The sequence below is a fragment of the Spirulina sp. CS-785/01 genome, assembly GCF_028330525.1.
Taxonomy (GTDB): Bacteria; Cyanobacteriota; Cyanobacteriia; order Cyanobacteriales; family Spirulinaceae; genus JAQMSD01.
Window position 1 is genome coordinate 24,724 of the sequence record NZ_JAQMSD010000207.1, and the last position, 21,519, is coordinate 46,242.

Below are 21,519 nucleotides of genomic sequence, written 5' to 3' on the forward strand. Positions count from 1 at the left end.
CTTACTGCTTACTCCATTCCCAAACCTTTTGTTACACTGAGAATCAGGGCAAATTTAAAAAAACAGCAAAACAAACATTATGGCAGCTAGCACCCTTCTCCTAACGAAAGAATTACCCACACTGGACTACAGCGCGACCACCGAACGCTTTGACATGACATGGGAAGCCCCCCTCTCTACATTACTCGGTCTGGGCCGGGCCGCCGGAGCAGATTTTGTGGAATTTTTCCTCGAACGAGTCAATTATATAAGCTGTCTAGCCGAAGAAGACCTGATCACCAGCATCTCCCCAAAACTCTCCACCGGGGCCGGTGTACGGGTTTTCTTAGGGAAAGCGGACTGCTACGTTAGCACCAACGACCTCTCCTTCAATGGCTTAAAAGCCGCCTTAGAGAAAGCCCTCTCCATTATGGGACTCTCTCTCCCCTCCCCCAATGCCTATGTCCCCGAAATTTATCTAGAATTATTGCGGGATTACGCCATCGCTAAAGGCAAAGATGCTTGGTTAGACGAATGTAGCTCAATTCAAGAAATGGGCGACATTCTCCTTGCTACCAGTGACCAACTCCAGAAAAAAGGATCACACATCCAATCCCGTCGGGCCGTATATTTCCGCGACTGGCAAGAAGTCTTAGTGGCCGCCAGCGATGGCACATTTGCCAGAGATATTCGCCTCACCCAGTCCGTGGGTTGTAACCTCCTCTGTGCCGACGGAGAACACCGCACCTCCAACGGGTTACGCGACGGAAACACCAGTGATCCCGACTTCCTGCGGAATTGGAACTACGACCACGCCACCAATAATGTCTCTGAAGCTGCCGGGAATATGCTCTATGCCGACTATGTAGAGTCCGGCACTTATCCCATCGTCATGGCCAACCACTTTGGCGGCGTGATTTTCCACGAAGCCTGCGGCCACCTCCTCGAAACCACCCAAATTGAACGGCAAACCACCCCCTTTATTGACAAAAAAGGCGAGAAAATTGCCCACGAAAACCTCACCGCTTGGGACGAGGGACGGTCTGAGGATGCCTTTGGGACCATTGATATGGATGATGAGGGAATGCCCACCCAACGCACCCTGTTAATTGAAAATGGAGTCCTGAAAAACTTTATTTCCGATCGCGCGGGGTCCATGCGGACCGGACACCCCCGCACCGGAAGCGGTCGTCGCCAAAGTTACGCCTACGCTGCCGCGTCTCGGATGCGGAATACCTACATTGCGCCAGGGGATTGCAGTGTGGAAGATATTTTCAATTCCATTGAGAAGGGCATTTATTGTAAGAAAATGGGTGGCGGGAGTGTTGGCCCGACGGGAGAGTTTAATTTTGGGGTGGATGAAGCCTATTTAATTGAGAATGGGAAAGTCACGAAACCCTTAAAAGGGGCTATCCTAATTGGGGAAGCCAAAGAGATTATGAATAAACTCTCCATGTGTTCTCAGGATTTAAGCCTCGCTCCTGGTTTCTGTGGGTCAATTAGTGGCAGTATTTATGTCACCGTGGGACAACCCCACATCAAGGTTGATTCCATTACTGTTGGCGGACGCTAGTCTGTTGCAGTGAACAGTCATCAGTAATCAGTAATTAATCAGTGTTGAAGTTTACTGTTTACTGTTTCTACTGTTCACTGTCCCTACTGTTCACTGTTCACTGTTTACTGTTTACTGTAAAACGATGCAAGTTAAAGAATTAGCCAATTACACTTCAGAGATTGCCCAAAAGTTAGGGATTCGCAAGTATGATATTTACGGGTCTTCGGCGGATTCCACTAGCGTACAGGTTGACCGGGGCGACCCGAAACAGGTTAAGGCGGCCAATCGCTCCACGGTGATTGTGCGGGTGTGGAATGATGACCAGAAGGTGGGGGTGACAACGACGACGGATGTTGATCCCAAGGGGATTGAGTTGGCGTTGTCCACGGCCAAGGAGGCCAGTACCTTTGGGGTGACTGAATACGCGCCAGATTTTAGTCCAGAGGCGACGAAACCTTTGCCAGAGGTGAGTTTTGAGCGATTTGATCCGGTGGGAGTGCCGGATTTAATTGAGCGTTTGGTGGGGGCTGAGAAGGAAATTTTAGAGGCGCATCGCGCGATCGCCAGTGTCCCCTATAATGGCCTCTCCCAACAAGATATTGACCGTTTCTACCTCAACAGTGAGGGAGCATTACGAGAAGAAGCTCGCACCTATGCCGCCCTATACCTATATACCAAAACCGAGCAGGAGGGCAAAAAACCCCGCAGTGCAGGTAGTTTCCGCATGAGTCACGGTCTGAAAACCCTCGATGTGAATGGGTGCGTCAAAGAAGCAACTGAGAAAACCATCAGCCATTTAAATTATCAGAAAATTCCCTCTGGGAAATATCGAGTGGTCTTTTCCGGAGAGGCATTTTTAAGCCTCTTGGGGGCATTTTCTAACCTGTTTAATGCCCAAAGTATCTTAGACAAACAGAGTCTATCCACCCCAGACTCGTTAGGGACACAAATCGCCTCTCCCCTCTTATCGGTGTATGATGATGCCCTACACCCCGAAAACGTCGGTGCAGAAACCTTCGACGGAGAAGGAACACCCACCCAACGTACCCCATTAATTACCGAAGGAGTATTAAGCGGCTTTCTCCACAGTACCGGAACAGCCAAACGCCTAAACATGAAACCCACGGGACACGCGAACATCGGCGCGAAAGTCACCGTCAGCCCCCATTTTTACCACGTTTCCGCCGCCCAACCTGCCCAAGAAGACTATACCCTAGAGGATGCCGAGAATGTGGTCTTTATCGACGATCTCAGCGCACTCCATGCGGGAGTGAGTGCCTTACAGGGGTCTTTTTCGTTACCTTTTGATGGTTGGTTAGTAAACAAGGGGGAACGCATCAGCGTTGATTCTGCCACGATTGCAGGAGATTTCCGCGATTTACTCAAGTCAATCATTTTCGTAGAAAAGGAACTGGAATTAACGCCAGGTGGAGTTTGTCCCCGCATCTGGGTGGATAATTTATCAGTGACGGGAGAGTAGTCTGCTGAAATCTTGAGGTTAACTTCTGTAACCCTTGTAGGGTGGGCATTTCCCACTCTACTCTCTGGTTGGCTCAAAAAAACGCTTTAAAACAGCGAAGGGATGTGTCCTACACCCCTCCTTTAACATCGTGAGCGGGAAGCTCTCGTTTTCAACGAGGGAGGAAGTCACAAAGCAGCGTATCCAAACGTGACATTAAACTGACGACACCAAATAGCCACCGATTGATAATTGCTTAAATCTAAATCAGCAGGTAGCGCGTAACGCTGTGAGCCTTCAAACCCTTGTAAGGGAGCTAAAGTGACATAATTCGCTAGTTTTCCATTTTAGTGCTTTGCATAACTAAGATGCTGGAACTAGCATAGAGACTAATTTTTGGATATTATTACTAACAGTTTGGCATATCATGTACTGAAGACTCTCTCTTCCTTCTACAATTTAGAGTCCTTCTTATAACATTTGCAGTTTTAATTGCTCTAATTCATGATCCGCTTCTAAATCTCGGAAAGCCATTTCTGTTTCATCGAGTCCATAAGACTCCATTAACAACTGGAGTTTTTCCATGCCGTCTAAATTGGGAGTGTTTGAGAAAAGATTCAGTAACCGTTTTGCATAACTAGCAGTTGCAACAATCGTTAAAGGAGGAGCAGCTATAGTAGCTGCCCCAATAGCCAAGGGGCTGACAACAGGAGTAATTGCTATTACAGACATTCCTCCCATAATTACCGATGCAATAACTCCTGCTCCGATAGATTGGGTTACAGTATCTTGAACTCCTTGTTCAAGAGTTTTTTCGCCTCTCTGAACTGCAACAAAATTCTCTAACCCACTAAATCCAGCTTCACATAAAAAAGCCATCCCTCCTGCTTTTAATGAGTTTTGAATAATAACCGGGCGATAATATTTAAAATTTTGCTGAACTTTCTGGACTACGCTAACATCTAAAATTTCTTTCAAGTTCATATTTTTAGAGCCGCGACTCCAATTTGTTCCAGCTAATTCCCAATCTCCATTAATAGGTGAATTATTACCGCCATTCGCTTTTGATATACGATGACTCCAATGGCGAGCATCTAAATATTCTCGCACTGCTTGGTCTCCTTGTTGTCGCACATTTACAGGAATTTTTTCATAGCGTTTAGCTGCTTCTGATGCAGAACAACCTCCCCCTCTTGATTTAATTATATTTTGCAGTTTTGGATCAATTTGAGAAAACGGTTTGGATTTAGGAGGATGAAAGTTATTAGCAGCAAATCCGGCAGAGCTTACTGTATTATTTGTAGAGTGGCGGTTAGTATGATTCGTGTAGTAGTAATCAGTATTATTTTTAGAGTAGTGATTGGTGCTATTCTTACTAAAATACGAACTATTACCTTGATTGGCAGTATTTTGGTAGGAATACGGAGAAAAATCAGGAATATAAATTAACTGATTCAGTTGATCCCATAACTGCTCAAAAATAGTTGTAATGTTTCTTTTAAAATAGACAGTGCCTTGAGCTAATGAATCTTTGGGAGCTTGCTCAATTTTCTGCTTTAACCAATCTGCAATTTGCTTTGCAGCATTATCATTAATAGAGTAAAGATTCTGGTAAATACGTTCAACTTTTTGATTAACAACTTGATGTTCTAATATAGAGGCTTGCTGTTGCTGCCAATATTTTAGTGTAAACTCCACTTGTTGCTTGATAGTCTTTAATTGTGCTGAATACATCACAGACATCCAAAAAATCCCCAATCTATCATAGCATCTGGAGTATATTTTAGCATCTGGAGTAATGGGTTTTTAGTCTGACGGGGTGACAACAGGAGCGAAAGTCAGGCGTAGTGGGCAAGAGGGAGAAAGTATGATATAAAAAAAATCGGCCGTGAGTAAAAACCCAGACCGCCAAAAAAAAATGTTACCTAAATTATACCATAGCTATATTAGTCCATACTTAATTGATGGCACTCAGTCCCAATAAATGGCTATTTTACCAAAGGGGGTTAAAAGCTAAAACCGCCATTCAACAAGCATTGTAGCTTCCTTGTCACCCCGTCAGAAGACATATTCTAGCGATCGCACCCTATCAAAAAATTGCGATCGCTCCACTTACACCACTGAGGAAGTTTTGACCCGATTGATCAATTTTATCTGTGGCTGTAATGGCTTTCATGGGTGATTTGAAAAAGCAAGAAGCAAACGAATTATGTTTGGGAATTATCCACTCTCAAACAAAGTAAAGGAGCGAGATAACCTCGCTCCCTCAATTTTATCATTATCCTAGTTTCTTAATCTGGGTTTACTGGTCAGGGAAAAAAGGTTCACCCTACAACAAACCTTCACTAATCTTCTCGAATTAAATTACCGTTCTGGTCATACCACCGACAAGACAGATAATTCCCATTCACATACCCTTCTCGTCCCGTCACTTGGTTATTGGGGCCATCTAACACCCGGACATATTCCCAAATCTTCCCATCTGCTCCAATTGAACCACTATAAGCGCGGACAACATTGCCATTATCCAATCCGGCAAAGGGTTGGCCGTTGGGTTCAGGACGCAAGGCCAGTTGGCCTTGTTGCAGTCCTCGCACTGTACAGATCACCGTCGCATCGTAGATATCTGCACGGGCAACGTTACTTAACCCGATAGTCCCTAACCCGACACATAAACCTAGAGATAGTAAAACAGCAGGTTTCATCACTCACCTCGATGTATGTTGTAACTAATTCTTTCTACACCCCTATCCGTAAAATTCCGGAGAAGTGCATTCAATGCTCAATGGTCTTGAATACTCACCTTTAACCCCAACGCATCCAGTAAGCGTAATAAAGCAGTAATTTCTGCTCCTCCTGACTCAGATAAGAGTTGTTTTAGTATTGCAAATTGCTGTTTTGCTGTTTCAGAAAGTGTACTATTGCGCTGTTGGGAGTCTAGAATATCTTGGAGTCCTGCTTTTAATAATTCAATATCGAGGGGTTCTTCGCCTTCTAAATCTAACAGTTCTTCTAAGTATCCAGTGGCTCGATCGCGCTCTTGTAATGCAGTGAGAAAATAATCACGATAGCTCTCAGTTGTTGGTAGTTTGACGGTTGACATATTCTCTCCAAAATTGCTTTGCTTTTAGAATATCCTGTGCTTGACTACTTTTGTCACCTCCACAGAGTAAGAGAATAATTATATTGTTAATTTGTCCAAAGTAAACTCGATATCCTGGCCCATAATTAATCCTTAATTCAAACACTCCTTCACCAATAAATTTATGATCTCCTAAGTTCCCTAATTCTACTCGTTTCAGTCGTTTATCTATTTTAGAACGAGCTTTACGATCGCGCAGAGATTCAATCCATTCAATGTAGGGAGACTGCCCTGCTGCTGTGACGTAATATTGGATTTCTCTGGGTTGTGCTTCCATGATAACAACGATGTAATCAAAAAGAGGTACAGCACCTCTGTCAGTCTTTTACTACAAACTTTCAAGAAACTGTACCTCTTTCTAGAAACTCCCGTTAATGGAGAATTTGTCGGACATCGCTGACTTGGCCGTTTAAGGCCGCTGCCGCAACCATGGCCGGACTCATCAACAAGGTGCGTCCACTGGCAGACCCTTGGCGACCTTTAAAGTTACGATTGGAGGAAGAAGCACTAATTTGATCCCCCTGCAACTTGTCGGGGTTCATGGCTAAACACATGGAACACCCGGCCCCACGCCATTCAAAGCCCGCTTCCAAGAAAATTTTATCCAGTCCTTCGGCTTCTGCTTGGACTTTCACCCGTTCTGAACCCGGTACAACAAAGGCTTTCACCCCATTGGCGACTTTATGGCCTTTGGCGACTTTGGCCGCTTCTCGTAAGTCGCTGATGCGTCCGTTGGTACAACTACCAATAAAACAGACATCAACTTTAGTCCCCGCAATGGCATTTCCGGGTTGAAGCTGCATATATTTGTAGGCTTCTTGGGCGAGGGCGCGATCGCTCTCTGGTAAACTATCCGCAACCGGGATCGACTCATCCACCCCAATCCCTTGTCCAGGAGTAATTCCCCAAGTCACCGTCGGGGCAATATCCGCCGCATCAATCTTCACCACATCATCGTATTCCGCATCCCCATCCGAAGCAATACTTTGCCACCAGGACACAGCCTTCTCCCACTCTTCTCCTTTCGGGACAAAATCTCGCCCTTTCAGGTAGTCAAACGTCACTTGATCCGGGTTCACATAACCGCATCGGGCCCCCCCTTCAATAGACATATTACAGACCGTCATCCGTTCTTCCATGGACATTTTCTCAAAGGTCGTCCCAGCGTACTCATAAGCGTAGCCTACGCCCCCTTTAACGCCCAATTGGCGGATAATATGCAGGATGACATCTTTGGCATAAACACCGGGGTTTAAGTCCCCATTCACCTCAATACGGCGGACTTTTAACTTGGATAAAGCCAAAGTCTGAGACGCGAGAACATCCCGAACTTGCGATGTGCCAATACCAAACGCAATGGCCCCAAATGCCCCATGAGTGGAAGTGTGAGAGTCTCCACAGGCCACCGTCATTCCCGGTTGGGTTAACCCCTGTTCTGGGGCAATCACATGGACAATGCCCTGATTCCCTGACCCCACATTATAGAAGCGAATGCCATTCTCCTTGCAATTCTTTTCCAACTCCTGCATCATCTCTTCTGCAAGGATATCTGAAAAGGGTCGCGCTTGGTTTTCTGTGGGAACAATATGATCCACTGTGGCGACAGTACGCTGGGGATATAACACTTTTAATCCCCGTTCCCGTAACATGGCAAATGCTTGGGGACTGGTGACTTCGTGAATTAAATGTAAACCGATAAATAACTGGGTTTGACCGGAGGGTAATGTCCCTACAGCGTGCAAGTCCCAAACTTTATCAAATAATGTACCTTTGCTCATATAACACCGACAAGAATCTCTAGCTAGATCATAAAATTATACCGTTTTTGGGGGGAATGGTGTTCCTGTCCGCTAGTTGAGCAGATGGAGGAGTTGATGGTGAACGATTGAACCACAAAGACACAAAGGACACAAAGGAACAATCACGGAGATGGGGAAGTGTCGGGAGATAAGAATAATTTAAACGGTTTTAAGTTATTCTTGAAGTCTGACGACTGACTCAACCTCTGAATCAATTACCCTTGAATATTCAAACGCTCAAAACTCAGACCAATTATTTACAATTAATCCCTGATGTCCTCTCCCAAGGGAAAACGGTGATTTTGGGGTTAATTTATACTCTTGTCTTTACGGCCAGTTGGCCGATTCTCATTTTGTTGGCCGAACAAATGGCCGCTGCGGTGGGGGAGGGGAGTATTCGGGGAAGTTCTGAGGTTGCCGGGTTGGCGATTTTTGTGTTTTTTGTGCGGAGTGTGGCGTTATATCGTCAGGATACCTTAATGGCGCAGGCGGCGTTACAAATTACCCTTGATCTCCGTAAGCGGGTGTTTTCCCATCTACAACGTCTCAGTTTGAATTATTTTGAAACAACGAAAACGGGGGATTTATCCTATCGTCTCACGGAGGATATCGATCGCATTGGTGAAGTGATTAATCAATTATTTCATCAGTTTGTCCCCTGTGTGTTACAGCTTGTTGTAGTCTTGGGTTGGATGTTTTATCGCAATTGGCAGTTAACGGTGGTTGCGTTGACGGTGGCCCCCCTGATGGCCTTTTTAATTGAAAAATTTGGCGCACAATTGTTGCGGTTTTCCCATCGCAGTCAAACCCGCATCTCTAACCTGTCTGCGTTACTCATTGAGGTGTTTGGGGGCATTCGTTTGGTACAGGCGTTTGCGGCGGAGGATTATACGCTAAAACGGTTTAGTGTAGAGGCAGAGGATAATCGCCATGCTCGTTATACGGCGGAACGGGTTAAGGTGTTACAGATGGTTGTGGTGGGGTTTTTATATGCCCTCAGTTTTACTTTAGTTTTCTTTTTGGGGGCGTGGCAAATTGGTCAGGGGAATTTAACGGCAAGTCAGTTTATTGGCTATATTGCGGCGGTGGGGATGTTGATCGACCCGATTAATATTACCTCGAATAATTATAATGAGTTTAAGCAGGGGGAAGCGTCGGTCGATCGCGTGTTTGAATTACTCTCGATACAGCCTACGGTAGTTGATCATCCTGATGCTGTCTCTCTCCCTCCGATTACGGGTAAGGTGGAGTTTCAGCAGGTGAGTTTTAGTTATACTCCTGGTGAACCTGTGTTACAGGATTTAGAGTTTTTAGTCCATCCTGGGGAAATGATCGCATTAGTGGGCCATTCCGGGGCCGGGAAAACAACGTTGGTGAATTTAATCCCCCGGTTTTATGATCCAGAGAGGGGCAAGATTTATATTGATGGCATGGATATTCAGGGGGTGACGTTAAGGAGTTTACGTCAGCAAATTGGCATTGTCCCCCAAGAGACTACTTTATTTTCGGGGACTATTGCGGAAAATATTGCCTTTGGCCAGCCTGAGTTAGATTATACCGCCATTGAGGCGGCGGCAAAGGTAGCCAATGCCCATCAGTTTATTAGTCAGTTTTCCCAAGGCTATCATACCTATGTGGGGGAACGGGGGATGACGCTTTCGGGGGGACAACGGCAACGCATTGCTATTGCTCGTGCGGTGTTACTGAATCCCCGTATTCTTATTTTAGATGAGGCGACCTCTGCTTTGGATTCGGAATCGGAGGCGTTGGTGCAGGAGGCCCTAGAACGAATTATGCGCGATCGCACGGTTTTTGTCATCGCCCACCGTTTAGCTACGGTTCGTAAAGCCAATCGCTTGTTTGTCTTGGAGCAAGGGCGTATTGTAGAGTCGGGAACGCATCAGGAGTTATTGGCGGAAAATGGCCGTTATGCGCGGTTTTATGCCCAACAGTTTGCCAGTCAGCATGAGGGAGAATAAAAAATGCGCCTCGGTGAGGGTGTTTTTTTGCAGGGCTGGTGAAATTTGGCTGTAAGCTAGGGAAGGGTAAGGTTTGAGGGGAGTTGCGTTTTTGGGAGTGGGGCGATTGGCTCTGGGTGAGGGTTTTAGCGTTTCCTTGTTTTTTTGGAAAGGTGATGTTATATTGTTTTCAGCGTCATAAAAAAGAGGGGCGCAGTTGTACCTTGAAAAGTTAATAGGGTCTGGGGTTCGGATGACCGCAGTTTAAACGCTGTAAAATACCTATGAGGGATTGAAACTGAGCGGTGCTACTATGGGGATTAGAGCTTACCCGTTTAAACGCTGTAAAATACCTATGAGGGATTGAAACTGGGAGGAAAGGGCAGGATCAAAGCTGAGGATGCTGTTTAAACGCTGTAAAATACCTATGAGGGATTGAAACTCAGGCAAAGCAAACAAGCGTGGCTATCAGGAATATGGTTTAAACGCTGTAAAATACCTATGAGGGATTGAAACATTCCGTATTGCCAGAGTGGCTGAGAAGTTAACTAGTTTAAACGCTGTAAAATACCTATGAGGGATTGAAACTAAATATAAATCGACCTCAACTCGGTCTATCGCGTTTAAACGCTGTAAAATACCTATGAGGGATTGAAACTAAATATAAATCGACCTCAACTCGGTCTATCGCTAGTTTAAACGCTGTAAAATACCTATGAGGGATTGAAACGCAGGTTGCGGAATTAGTCCTGTTATTGGCAGAGGTTTAAACGCTGTAAAATACCTATGAGGGATTGAAACTGCTTATGGAAAAACGTGCCTTTTTATCCCCTCTGGTTTAAACGCTGTAAAATACCTATGAGGGATTGAAACTTGCCTAGGGTGAATGCAGTAGATTGGGGAAAGCTGTTTAAACGCTGTAAAATACCTATGAGGGATTGAAACCCAGAGAAGCTACTCCGGGCTATTTTGGAAAATCAAGTTTAAACGCTGTAAAATACCTATGAGGGATTGAAACTAATCGTAAGCATCCCCTAGCAACACCGCAATATGGTTTAAACGTTGTAAAATACCTATGAGGGATTGAAACGCACCCCCCAACCCTCCACACCATCCCCCTTCCCAGTTACTGGATATTGGCATGATAGCACTCGAAACAGTTCAACGTGCGATCGCGCAAGCCTCAGATTATCTCAGCCGTCAAATCAAAGCAGATGGACAATTTGAGTATCGCCTTAATCTAGATACCACCATCAAAGTTAAAGCAAAATACAACATCCTACGACACGCTGGAGCAATTTACGCACTCGCCTCAGCATACCAGAAACACCCCGACGCTGCATTAAAAACCGCCCTAGAACGAGCCGGGAACTATTTACGCAACCAGTCCATCGCACCATTACCTGGAGAGGAGTCTCTCTTAGCTGTTTGGTCTGATCCCAAAATTAATGGCAGTAATAAACCCCGACAAGCGAAACTCGGAGGGACTGGGTTAGGTTTGGTGGCCCTCTTGAGTCTCGAAACCATTACCCCCAATTTTACCCCCCTCGCTGAATTACAAGGATTAGGTCGCTTTTTGGTGTCCATGCAAAAGGCCGATGGGGGTTTCTACTCCAAATATATTCCCTCACGAGGCGGACGGATGGAGGATTGGCAATCCTTATTTTATCCAGGGGAAGCAGCTTTAGGGTTATTGATGCTTTATGAACGGGATAACGCAGAAGTGTGGTTGAATACAGCCTACAAAACCCTGGAATTTTTGGCGCGGAGTCGTGAACAAGCAACCGATATCCCCATCGATCACTGGGCCTTATTAGCTACTCAAAAGCTATTTTCCCTTAATATCCTCGATCGCGCTGCCCAAAACTTACTGATGACTCACGCAATGCAGATTTGTGAAGCTATTCTCCAGACACAGGTGGTGAGTCCTCAACGGCCTGATTATACTGGAGGATTTACTAAAAATGGTCGTGTCACCCCCACCGCAACTCGCTTAGAAGGATTATTGGCCGCTATAACCTTTTTACCCCAAGAAGGAGACTGGCATTCGCGTCTTGAAACCTCTATCACTGCGGGGATTGAATTTTTATTGCGGAGTCAAGTAAAAACCGGAGCATTTGCAGGAGCATTTCCTCGGGCGATCGCAAAATTAAAACGAGATACCCCAACAGCTAGAAAATTTAATCGTCGGGTGAGTGAAGTCCGGATTGATTATGTACAACACGCCTTGACTGCCTTGTTACAATATGCAGAAGTTAGTGCCAATTGAAATCAGTTCCCAGATAGTCGTACAACCTTTGATTATAAGGGTCAAAAAATTCGTTCAAGTCCTCTCTTACTTGAGAATCTAGTTCTGGGTTTTCTGGACTTGCATTATAAACTTTCCAACTTGAATCAGGCAAATCTGGGAGTTGCAGAAATTGCGTCACTCGATGCAGGGAATCGTTGGGATAACTAAAAAAATCTTCACTCTTTAAAATCAGCATTTGATCAAGGGAAAAATATTGAACCCATTTCCTCAAATGAAGGAAATATAGTCCAGTCCCCAAATGAAAACACCCCGGACTCGGCAAAGAAGAAACATCAAAATTTTCACCCCAATTACAATCGAGAAATTGATGAATCAGTCGAGATTTTTCCTCTAACACTAACTGAGCAAAATTCTCAGATCGTTCTGCACCAATTCTATAGCGATGAAGATAATGAGAATAAGCTCTATCAATGGGATTACGTAAGAGTAAAATCAATTTAATATCAGGGAAAACCTCTTTTATTTGAGCAGGAACTACAGTGGATTTACAAAAATATTCTGGACTGGCTTCTCCCGTTTGAAAAAATTGATTTCTTTGTGATAAACTAAGAGGAAAATATTTTTTATACCAATTCACACCCTTGTCAAAATTATAACTCCCAAAAAAATGTATTTCTTTTTGCCAAGATACCTTAATTTGAGGATGTTTTTCGAGATATTTTAAAAGTGATGTAGTCCCCCCTTTAGTCACTCCAATAATGATAAAATCCGGAGTTACTCTGAACAGAGTTGTCATAGCTCGATATAGCGTGGCAGCACGAAACTTGATAAGCGGACCCAGTGGCGATGTTTTCATAATTAATTGACCTGTTTTTCTGAGATTTTAGTAGATGGTTTCATCAGATTAAACGATACTGATCAAAACAGGATCAGCGATAAATCTTCATACCTTTACCTTGGCGGTTGCTCATTGAGCATCAATTCCTGATTCAATTCTTGATTTAAAATGATTTAAAATCTTGCCTCAGAAAACGCCTCTTGTGCCATGGTCAATAAAGCAACATCCAAAGAATAACTCAAATCAAGTTTATCCCATAATGCCTCCAAACTAAACCAACCCCAATCCTCATATTCCGAAGCCGTCAAAACCACTTGTTTCCGTTCCGCATCGGTTAAACTCACCCCATAGACCAAATTAACACTATGTAACCCATGATCCCTAGGAGGTTGCGTCCGGGTGGCAAAGCAGGTGGAATAGACATTAACAAAGCGAATTTGTGCCAACAGTTCCTGATCTTGCAGCAAATTGCCAAAAACTGATGTACTGTTAAGAACAGATGCCATAGAAACGCAGCATTTATGAGTTTAGACCACCCCCTCGGTTCAGTTATTCAAGGTTCACTCAGTCAAGGAATTGAAGTCCGTCTTCATGCCGATGTATCTGTTGAAGATATGCGCGTCGGGAAATTTCTGGTTATCCAAGGGATGCGATCGCGCTTTTTCTGTCTCCTCACCGATGTCACCCTCGGCACATCCAGTCCCCGCATCCTCACCAACCCCCCCCACCCCAACGACGACTTTCTCCGGGAAGTCTTGGCCGGAGGCGGCACTTACGGGACAATCGAACTAGCCCCCATGCTCATGTTCACCCCCGACCAACAACCCACCCCCCAAAGCAACTCCTCCCTAGCGTCCTTTGAACCCAACAGCAACAGCGAAGACCAACTCCTCCCCGTCAAAACCATCCCCAGTCACTTCAGCCAAGTCTATGATGCCAACGAACGGGACTTTCGCATCGTTTTTGGGTCGGAAGACGACCCCCAACGGAAAAACTTCAACGTCGGCCAACCCCTCGACATGGATGTTCCCGTTTGCCTCAACCTTGACCGCTTCGTCGAACGCAGTAACGGCATTTTCGGCAAATCCGGCACAGGAAAATCCTTCCTAACCCGTCTCCTCCTCTCCGGCATTATCCGCAAAAAAGCCGCCGTTAACCTCATGTTCGATATGCACTCGGAATATGGCTGGGAAGCCATCCAAGAAGGCCAAGGAGTCAACACCGTCAAAGGACTGCGACAACTCTTTCCGGGTCAAGTGGAAATCTACACCCTAGACCCCGAAGCCACCAAACGACGCGGCATCAAAGACGCACAGGAACTCTTTCTCAGTTACGACCAAATCGAAATCGAAGACCTCCGCTTAGTCCGGTATAACCTAGGACTCTCCGACGCAAGCATTGATAACGCCAACATACTCGCCGCAGAATTTGGTCGGTCATGGATCACCCAACTCCTCAACATGACCAATGAAGAAATCAAAGAATTCTGTGAAACCAAACAAGGTCACATGGGGTCAATCATGGCCTTACAGCGTAAACTCATGCGCCTAGATGACCTAAAATATATCCGCTCGGCCTGTCCCCACAACTACATTGATCAAGTCCTCCAATCCCTCGATGCGGGAAAGCACGTGGTCATTGAATTTGGCTCACATTCCAGCTTACTCTCCTATATGCTGGCCACCAACATGATCACCCGACGCATTCACAGCAGTTATGTCCAGAAAGCCGATAAATTCCTCCGGTCGAAAAACCCGGCGGACCGACCCACCCAACTGGTGATTACCATTGAAGAAGCACACCGTTTTCTAGATTCTGCCATTGTCAATCAAACAATTTTTGGCACCATTGCGCGAGAAATGCGCAAATATTTTGTCACCCTCTTAATTGTCGATCAACGGCCTTCTGGCATTGATAATGAAGTGATGTCTCAGGTGGGGACCCGCATCACCTGTTTACTCAATGATGAAAAAGACATTGATGCCATTTTTACGGGAGTGTCTGGGGGACAGGGGTTACGGTCGGTTTTAGCGAAATTAGACTCCAAGCAACAAGCCTTAATCCTCGGTCATGCGGTCCCCATGCCTGTTGTGGTACAGACTCGCGCCTATGATTCCCAATTTTACAGCGAAGTGGGGGCCGTGGACTGGCGAGAACAGTCTGATGAGCAGTTATTACTGGCCGCCGAAGCAGCGAAGGCGGATTTAGGGTTTTAGGTTTTTTTGACAAAAGACAGGTTATCTTAACTGGTCAGCAATGCCCATCCCCCATTACCCCTTAAAATTGCTCCAAACCAGTAAGGAGATGTTATGAGTTATCGAATGGACCGACGGGCCTATGCTGAGACCTATGGGCCGACAACGGGCGATCGCATCCGATTAGCCGATACTGATCTCATTATAGAAGTCGAGCAGGACTTCACCAACTACGGAGATGAAGTGAAATTTGGCGGCGGTAAAGTGATTCGGGATGGGATGGGACAATCCCCCATTATCCGGGCAAAAGGGGCCGTGGATGTGGTGATCACCAACGCCCTTATACTCGACTGGTGGGGCATCGTCAAAGCCGATATTGGCATCAAAGACGGCAAAATTCAGCAAATTGGCAAAGCGGGCAATCCCTACATACAAAACAACGTAGATATCATTATCGGCCCCGCCACCGAAGCCATTGCCGGGGAAGGCATGATCCTCACTGCCGGGGGAATAGATGCCCATATTCACTTCATCTGCCCCCAACAAATAGAAACCGCCATTGCTTCGGGAGTCACCACCATGTTAGGGGGAGGGACCGGCCCCACCACCGGGACCAATGCCACCACCTGCACCCCTGGGGCCTGGAATATTGCCCGGATGCTGCAAGCAGTGGAGGCATTTCCCCTCAATTTCGGCTTTTTAGGCAAGGGAAACAGCAGTCAACCGGAAGGACTCGCCGAACAAGTGGTGGCCGGGGCCATAGGGTTAAAACTCCATGAAGACTGGGGGACCACTCCAGCGGCCATTGATACCTGTCTCAGTGTGGCAGAAGAAGCGGATATTCAGGTGGCTATCCATACAGATACCCTCAACGAGGCCGGCTTTGTTGAGGATACCATTGCCGCCTTTAAAGACCGCACCATTCACACCTACCACACCGAAGGGGCCGGCGGAGGTCACGCGCCGGATATTATTAAGGTTTGTGGCCAGGCCAATGTTTTGCCCTCCTCCACCAACCCCACCCGGCCCTATACCACCAACACCCTCGAAGAACATCTGGATATGCTGATGGTGTGCCACCATTTAGATAAGAATATCCCCGAAGATGTGGCCTTTGCCGAGTCGCGCATTCGGCGGGAAACCATTGCAGCCGAAGATATCTTACATGACCGGGGGGCGTTTAGTATGATTGCCTCAGACTCCCAGGCCATGGGCCGGGTAGGGGAAGTGATCTTGCGGACTTGGCAGACGGCCCACAAGATGAAAACCCAGTTTGGCCCCTTGCCGGAGGACTCCGATCGCAATGATAATTTACGGGCGAAACGGTATATTGCTAAATATACTATTAATCCTGCGATCGCCCACGGTATGGCCGATCATGTGGGGTCCGTAGAAGAAGGGAAGTTGGCGGACTTGTGCCTCTGGAAACCTGCCTTTTTTGGCGTGAAACCGGAAATCGTCATCAAAGGTGGGGCCATTGCCTGGGCCCAGATGGGGGACGCTAACGCCAGCATTCCCACCCCCCAACCCATCCAGATGCGGCCCATGTTTGGGGCCTTTGGCGGGGCCGTTGCCCCCCTCTCCATCACCTTTCTCTCCAAAGCAGCTATGAATACCGGAGTCCCCATGAAACTCGGCCTCCAGAAAATGAGCGTCGCGGTTTCCAATACTCGCAATCTTCGGAAACAGGACATGATGTTAAATGACTTGCTGCCGGAAATTGAAGTTGATCCCGAAACCTACGAAGTTCGCGCCAATGGGGAACTTTTAACCTGTGAACCCGCCACAGTTTTACCCATGGCCCAACGTTATTTCTTGTTTTAATCTCTCCAAGGGGGCAAGATCGTCATTGTCCCCTAGATCACGCCATCCTTGTGATTTATGTCCTTGTGTTGATGTAACTTCTTCCGATTGAATAGAAAAGGACTCACACAAGTGATAGTCATGGCTTGTCAGACAAACGTGCGGCATATTTTAGGCATTTCCGGGGGAAAGGACTCCGCCGCCTTGGCGGTACTTCTCCATCAAGAAATTCCTCAGATGGAGTATTTTTTTTGTGATACACACAAAGAACTCCCAGAAACCTACGAGTTTTTGGAACGCATCCAAGCGCGGTTAGGGATTAAAATTCACTATTTAAGCGCGAATCAAGGTTTTGATCACTGGCTGGCTTTATATGGCGGTTATCTCCCCTCCCCTCAAAGTCGCTGGTGTACTCGACAAATGAAAATTAAACCCCTTGAGGCGTTTGTTGGAGACGATGAAGCCATTAGTTACGTCGCCATCCGGGCCGATGAAAACCGCGATGGCTATATTTCGACAAAACCCAATATCAAACCCGTCTATCCCTTCCGAGACCGGGGTTTAGTGAAAGCCGATATTGTCCGACTCCTCGAAGATAGCGGCATTGGTTATCCCGACTATTATCGCTGGCGGAGTCGTTCCGGTTGTTATTTTTGCTTTTTTCAACGCAAGTATGAATGGGTGAAACTGGCCGAAGAACACCCAGACTTGTTCGCCAAAGCGGTGGCCTACGAACAAGAACACGCAGACGGACGGACTTACACCTGGACTCAGGGAGAAACCTAAACCGAATTATTTAGCCCGAAAAGAGGAAATTATCGCCAACCATGAGAAAGCCATGGCCAGAGAACAAAGCAAGCAACCCAACAAACCCCTATCGGAAGCCCTAGCGGATGTTTTAGACGAAGAAGACGAAGACCTCCCTTGTTTAATTTGTCACCTTTGAATAATTAATCATTAATAATTACCCATTACCTGCCAAAAAAACCATGTCATTTAGTTTTGGTGTACAAAAAGACCCGATTTATGGAACGTATGGAGAATTTTCCATTGGCAGTAAAGAGAATAAAATTCGCGCCCAATTTCTCTTAACAAAAATGAAACCGGGGTCAGCCGGAAATTGGGAGAATACTTTTGCTTCGCAAATGATTCCGTGGCGAGAAGTTTTTAACGTAGAAGAACTCACCTTTGATGAACTCCTCCAACGGGACTTAGACGACTCACGGGTTGCCCATGACTTAATCCCCTATTTGTTAGGAGAATCGGGAGACTCAGCCCGCTTTTTTCCGCCTATTTTAGCGGTTCTAGTTCCCAAAAAACACGAAAAAACTGGCATTCAGCCCTATTATCCCACCCCCACACAAGAAGGAAAAACTAAACTTAATTTTGGCAATTTATTCGAGTTTGAAAAAGCTATTGTTGAGGGTGAAGTTAGCCCCTTGGGTGTGATTAAATATAACCGTCACCAAGCCGCCTTTATGATTGTTGATGGTCAACACCGAGCAATGGCAATTTTAGCCCTACATAGACAAATCAATCAAACGTGGAAAGGCAATCGTTACGCCACCTTTTATCAACATTTAAAACTCCAAGAAGACCAAATTAAACATATCGAACTGCCCATTTGTGTAGTATTTTTCCCCGATTTACACGAAACCAATCAAACCGTCCAAGACCAAGGCATTGATTTAAAAAGTGTCTGTCGGGAAATTTTCCTAGTGGTGAATAAGAGTGCAAAATCGGTCAGCCAGTCCAGAGAACTCTTACTCGATGATGAAGACTTGGCCGCCCGCATGATGCGGGAAACCCTCTCCAAACTGAAAGACCGGGGGGAAGATAAAGCCTCCCTAGCTCGCATTTATTCCTTTGCTTTTGGGGATAATGATGCCAGTAAACAAGAAGTCGTTGTCGGCCAACTGGAATATACCTCCGCCGTCGCCCTCCACAAAATGCACTGTGCTGCCGTTTTTGGGGTGCGAGATGCCTTTGAATTTAATCGAGAAAAAGGGGGAGATATCACCGATGGCCGCCGCATTCAAAACTCCAAACGTCCGGTGACACTGCTGCGGGGAACTGCCTTAGAGGACTGGCCCAGTTTAGCCCGTCGCTCAGGAAAAACCCACTCTCCCCAAGACATCCAAGACGCGGTGCATCTCTTGGCACAGATGACCGATGCAGTTCTTTTTCCCCTCTTTGACCGTTTCCGCCCCTTTGCCGTCCACAACGCGGAAATGCGGGCATTACGCACCCGTTTACAAGACCCGGACATGATGGCCAACCCCACCCAACAAAAATGTTTTAGCCTCTTATTTGAGGGGAGTGGGGTGCGGACGGTGTTTGAGTCTCATTTAGAACGGTTGAAAAAACGGAAAAAAGCCGCCCAAGAGGAAGGAACAGCGATTAGTGATTATACCAATAATCAACTCAAGGATGCGAAAGGCATTGAGTCCGCATGGCACAGACACCGAGAAGACCTGAAAAAAAGTCGGGCGGCCCGTTTATTTTATATTGACCCAGAGCGATTTTTTGAGAATCCCGACAATCACGAAGACTGGTCTAAACTCCTCCACCAAGCCAACAGCGTCTATGATACGGTTTCGACCCAAGCCTTCCAACTGGGTTATCTTATGGCGGTGCATTCGGTGGTGGAACTGATGGTTTATGATGAAACGCCCTATGAACAACGGTTAGGGATGGTGCAGTTTGTGGCCAATTTGTTTATTGATGCGCTCAATGCTTATTTTTCGTCTAGTTCTGCTAAAGAACATCGCAGTTATACGGGACTGGTGAAAGAGTCGCGGGCTAATGTTTTTAACCGGAAGGCGTTGGGGTTGCGGGGACTGTTGATGCAGAGTGTTGCAGAGTTGAATGAGAAGCAATGGGTCTTTTTCCGCTATGCGGTGTTGGAGATGGTGCATTGTAAGCATACTTATCGCACTGTACAAGAGCAGTTAGAGCAAGCCTCTGATCTTGCTATTGCCCAACGATATCGGGAGGTTCTGCCTAATTTAATTGGCCATCTGCTCACTCTGCGTAAAAATTACATTGAAGCGGCCCAACAGAAGGCGTTAGAGTCTGCTGATTTTAAACAGGAGGTGCAGGTGTTACAGGCGAAGTTACAAGGGGCCGGAAAACTGGATACCGAAATTACAGAAGCGGTTAACGCCAAACAAGAGGAAAAAAGAGCAACGGTCCAACAGCAATGTCGGGAGAATATTCAAGCGAGTTTAGGGGAGTTTCTCAGCCAACCAGATAAGCTCATTAATCGCCTCTTCGGGGATAGTACGGGAGAGAGTTGGGACGATGCCTAAATTACAATTGGGGTTTCATGAGACTTTTGTAAAAACTATCGATCTAAGAAAAATTTATGAATAATAGTTCAAGCTCATTTAATTTTTCAGCGTTACCTAGTTCAGAAATTGTCGATGTTTCGGCACTTTCTAGATTGTTTGCAGATACCACAAATTCTTACAAATATCTTTTCTTTTTTTTCCTTATTGATATTCTCAAAAGAAATGATTTTGATATCAATTTGTCAATTAGCTTTCAACAGATTGTTGTAGAAATGATTGCTAATGCTTGGTATCCTCACAATTATTTTAAACTTTCTTTTGGGACACAGGATAAATTGACTGAGAAGTTAGACTCATTAAACTTAGAATTGAGTGAGCCAGTTTTAAAATTTACCGATACAGATAAAAAGCTTTTAAGGAATACAATTGAGAAACAATCTTTAGATGATATTGTAAAGTTTTTAACTAGATACGTTCCTTATAGATTACTTTGTCCATTCCTAGAGCAAGAATTAAAGATCGAAAATGTAGATAGAGGAAAAGGTAATAAACTTGATATTGCTATGCCTCTAATTGCACGAAAATATTTTAAAGACAGGAGGCCATTATATTGTTTTAATTCAGTTCAGTATAATCAGTGTAATGTCCTTCAAATTAATTCTGATTGGGCTAAATACTTAAAAGATAATTATGCAATTGTTAGAGGTTGGGCTTCATGGGAATGGCTCAATTATATGCAAAATAAAAATCCTAATATTCCTAATTTAGTTAATAAAATTTTTATACCTCAAAGACGAGGTGCATTACAGCAACAAACGCAATACTGGAAAACAGTATTACAGAAACAATCAAAAACTTTATGTATTTATTCTGGAGAAGAATTAGATATAAAAAATATTTCTCTTGATCATTATATCCCGTGGTCATTTGTAGCCCACGATCAATTATGGAATTTAATCCCAGTGCGTAAAGAGATAAATTCCTCTAAATCTAATAATTTACCTTCTGATCAATATTTTGAGAAATTTGTACATCTCCAATATATTGGCTTAACAACGTATTATCAAGAATTTAGTCGGCGCAAATTTTTAAATCAAGTTGATTCTTATTTAAATGACTTAAACATTGATCTTGATGGCTTACTTGATTATCAAAAACTTAGAAATGCTTATCAAATTACAATGCAACCTTTAATAAATTTAGCAGAAAAACAAGGTTTTTCTACTAATTGGACATATTAAAGGGTT

At 45.3% G+C, this 21,519-nt stretch carries 15 protein-coding genes, 2 pseudogenes and 1 CRISPR repeat array; of the genes and pseudogenes, 9 read left to right on the plus strand and 8 right to left on the minus strand.

All coding sequences use genetic code 11. From position 1 onward, the window contains the following. Window positions 1–79: 79 nt before the first annotated feature. Window positions 80–1,552 carry a TldD/PmbA family protein gene (locus PN462_RS13475; protein WP_272128801.1) on the plus strand — a complete coding sequence of 491 codons (1,473 nt, stop codon included), beginning with the start codon at window positions 80–82 and terminating at the stop codon, window positions 1,550–1,552. A 124-nt stretch (window positions 1,553–1,676) separates the two neighbouring features. Continuing rightward, entirely contained in the window at window positions 1,677–3,014 is a 1,338-nt protein-coding gene (locus PN462_RS13480; RefSeq protein WP_272128802.1) for a TldD/PmbA family protein, read from the plus strand. A gap of 167 nt (window positions 3,015–3,181) precedes the next feature. On the opposite strand, the pseudogene PN462_RS23565 reads toward PN462_RS13480, so the two are convergent. The 6 genes and pseudogenes from PN462_RS23565 to leuC form a co-directional block, all read right to left on the minus strand. After that, window positions 3,182–3,325 (minus strand): annotated as a pseudogene (locus tag PN462_RS23565) (DM13 domain-containing protein); the annotation flags it as partial. Between the two features lie 139 nt (window positions 3,326–3,464). Beyond that, the gene (locus PN462_RS13485) at window positions 3,465–4,730 is read right to left on the minus strand and encodes a hypothetical protein (protein ID WP_272128803.1); all 1,266 of its coding nucleotides are present in this window, start codon (window positions 4,728–4,730) and stop codon (window positions 3,465–3,467) included. Window positions 4,731–5,338: 608 nt separating this feature from the next. Next, window positions 5,339–5,698: a hypothetical protein gene (locus PN462_RS13490; protein WP_272128804.1), complete on the minus strand. Its 360-nt coding sequence runs from the start codon at window positions 5,696–5,698 to the stop codon at window positions 5,339–5,341. Between the two features lie 77 nt (window positions 5,699–5,775). Continuing rightward, window positions 5,776–6,096, minus strand: coding sequence for a hypothetical protein (locus PN462_RS13495; RefSeq protein WP_272128805.1), 321 nt, complete (start codon window positions 6,094–6,096; stop codon window positions 5,776–5,778). After that, window positions 6,068–6,412, minus strand: a complete 345-nt coding sequence (locus PN462_RS13500; RefSeq protein WP_272128806.1) for a type II toxin-antitoxin system RelE/ParE family toxin — start codon at window positions 6,410–6,412, stop codon at window positions 6,068–6,070. The genes PN462_RS13495 and PN462_RS13500 overlap by 29 nt, the downstream gene beginning before the upstream one ends. A gap of 94 nt (window positions 6,413–6,506) precedes the next feature. Beyond that, window positions 6,507–7,913 (minus strand): 3-isopropylmalate dehydratase large subunit, encoded by a 1,407-nt coding sequence (gene leuC / locus PN462_RS13505; protein ID WP_272128807.1) that lies wholly within the window; start codon window positions 7,911–7,913, stop codon window positions 6,507–6,509. Window positions 7,914–8,155: 242 nt separating this feature from the next. Here leuC and PN462_RS13510 point away from each other — a divergent pair, with 242 nt between their 5' ends. Beyond that, window positions 8,156–9,913: an ABC transporter ATP-binding protein gene (locus tag PN462_RS13510; RefSeq protein ID WP_272128808.1), complete on the plus strand. Its 1,758-nt coding sequence runs from the start codon at window positions 8,156–8,158 to the stop codon at window positions 9,911–9,913. A 241-nt stretch (window positions 9,914–10,154) separates the two neighbouring features. Next, a CRISPR array of direct repeats spans window positions 10,155–10,982; the repeat unit is 37 nt; unit sequence GTTTAAACGCTGTAAAATACCTATGAGGGATTGAAAC. Window positions 10,983–11,033: 51 nt separating this feature from the next. Further along, the gene (locus PN462_RS13515) at window positions 11,034–12,161 is read left to right on the plus strand and encodes a hypothetical protein (RefSeq protein WP_272128809.1); all 1,128 of its coding nucleotides are present in this window, start codon (window positions 11,034–11,036) and stop codon (window positions 12,159–12,161) included. On the opposite strand, the gene PN462_RS13520 is transcribed toward PN462_RS13515, so the two are convergent. Together PN462_RS13520 and PN462_RS13525 are read right to left on the minus strand one after the other, a co-directional pair. Further along, on the minus strand, window positions 12,148–12,999 hold the full coding sequence (locus tag PN462_RS13520) for a sulfotransferase domain-containing protein (RefSeq protein ID WP_272128810.1): 852 nt from the start codon (window positions 12,997–12,999) through the stop codon (window positions 12,148–12,150). The genes PN462_RS13515 and PN462_RS13520 overlap by 14 nt on opposite strands. 155 nt (window positions 13,000–13,154) lie before the next feature. Beyond that, window positions 13,155–13,487: a hypothetical protein gene (locus tag PN462_RS13525; protein WP_272128812.1), complete on the minus strand. Its 333-nt coding sequence runs from the start codon at window positions 13,485–13,487 to the stop codon at window positions 13,155–13,157. A 15-nt stretch (window positions 13,488–13,502) separates the two neighbouring features. Between PN462_RS13525 and PN462_RS13530 the strand changes: the two genes are divergently transcribed. The 5 genes and pseudogenes from PN462_RS13530 to PN462_RS13550 all read left to right on the plus strand — a co-directional run bounded on the left by PN462_RS13530 (window position 13,503) and on the right by PN462_RS13550 (window position 21,513). Further along, window positions 13,503–15,197 carry a helicase HerA domain-containing protein gene (locus PN462_RS13530; protein WP_272128815.1) on the plus strand — a complete coding sequence of 565 codons (1,695 nt, stop codon included), beginning with the start codon at window positions 13,503–13,505 and terminating at the stop codon, window positions 15,195–15,197. Window positions 15,198–15,290: 93 nt separating this feature from the next. Then, entirely contained in the window at window positions 15,291–17,000 is a 1,710-nt protein-coding gene (ureC, locus tag PN462_RS13535; RefSeq protein WP_272128817.1) for an urease subunit alpha, read from the plus strand. 120 nt (window positions 17,001–17,120) lie between these two features. Further along, a pseudogene (locus tag PN462_RS13540) lies at window positions 17,121–17,925 on the plus strand (phosphoadenosine phosphosulfate reductase family protein). A gap of 43 nt (window positions 17,926–17,968) precedes the next feature. Then, window positions 17,969–20,290, plus strand: a complete 2,322-nt coding sequence (locus PN462_RS13545; RefSeq protein WP_272128820.1) for a DNA sulfur modification protein DndB — start codon at window positions 17,969–17,971, stop codon at window positions 20,288–20,290. A gap of 56 nt (window positions 20,291–20,346) precedes the next feature. Further along, window positions 20,347–21,513, plus strand: a complete 1,167-nt coding sequence (locus tag PN462_RS13550) for an HNH endonuclease domain-containing protein (RefSeq protein WP_272128821.1) — start codon at window positions 20,347–20,349, stop codon at window positions 21,511–21,513. Window positions 21,514–21,519 lie beyond the last annotated feature (6 nt).

Excerpts from the sequence above, each read along its gene's own strand:
- PN462_RS13475 (WP_272128801.1), top strand. The coding sequence starts at position 80 with ATGGCAGCTAGCACCCTTCTCCTAACGAAAGAATTACCCACACTGGAC.
- PN462_RS13480 (WP_272128802.1), top strand. The coding sequence starts at position 1,677 with ATGCAAGTTAAAGAATTAGCCAATTACACTTCAGAGATTGCCCAAAAG.
- PN462_RS13490 (WP_272128804.1), bottom strand. The coding sequence starts at position 5,698 with ATGAAACCTGCTGTTTTACTATCTCTAGGTTTATGTGTCGGGTTAGGG.
- PN462_RS13495 (WP_272128805.1), bottom strand. The coding sequence starts at position 6,096 with ATGTCAACCGTCAAACTACCAACAACTGAGAGCTATCGTGATTATTTT.
- PN462_RS13500 (WP_272128806.1), bottom strand. The coding sequence starts at position 6,412 with ATGGAAGCACAACCCAGAGAAATCCAATATTACGTCACAGCAGCAGGG.
- leuC (WP_272128807.1), bottom strand. The coding sequence starts at position 7,913 with ATGAGCAAAGGTACATTATTTGATAAAGTTTGGGACTTGCACGCTGTA.
- PN462_RS13515 (WP_272128809.1), top strand. The coding sequence starts at position 11,034 with ATGATAGCACTCGAAACAGTTCAACGTGCGATCGCGCAAGCCTCAGAT.
- PN462_RS13520 (WP_272128810.1), bottom strand. The coding sequence starts at position 12,999 with ATGAAAACATCGCCACTGGGTCCGCTTATCAAGTTTCGTGCTGCCACG.
- PN462_RS13525 (WP_272128812.1), bottom strand. The coding sequence starts at position 13,487 with ATGGCATCTGTTCTTAACAGTACATCAGTTTTTGGCAATTTGCTGCAA.
- PN462_RS13530 (WP_272128815.1), top strand. The coding sequence starts at position 13,503 with ATGAGTTTAGACCACCCCCTCGGTTCAGTTATTCAAGGTTCACTCAGT.
- ureC (WP_272128817.1), top strand. The coding sequence starts at position 15,291 with ATGAGTTATCGAATGGACCGACGGGCCTATGCTGAGACCTATGGGCCG.
- PN462_RS13545 (WP_272128820.1), top strand. The coding sequence starts at position 17,969 with ATGTCATTTAGTTTTGGTGTACAAAAAGACCCGATTTATGGAACGTAT.
- PN462_RS13550 (WP_272128821.1), top strand. The coding sequence starts at position 20,347 with ATGAATAATAGTTCAAGCTCATTTAATTTTTCAGCGTTACCTAGTTCA.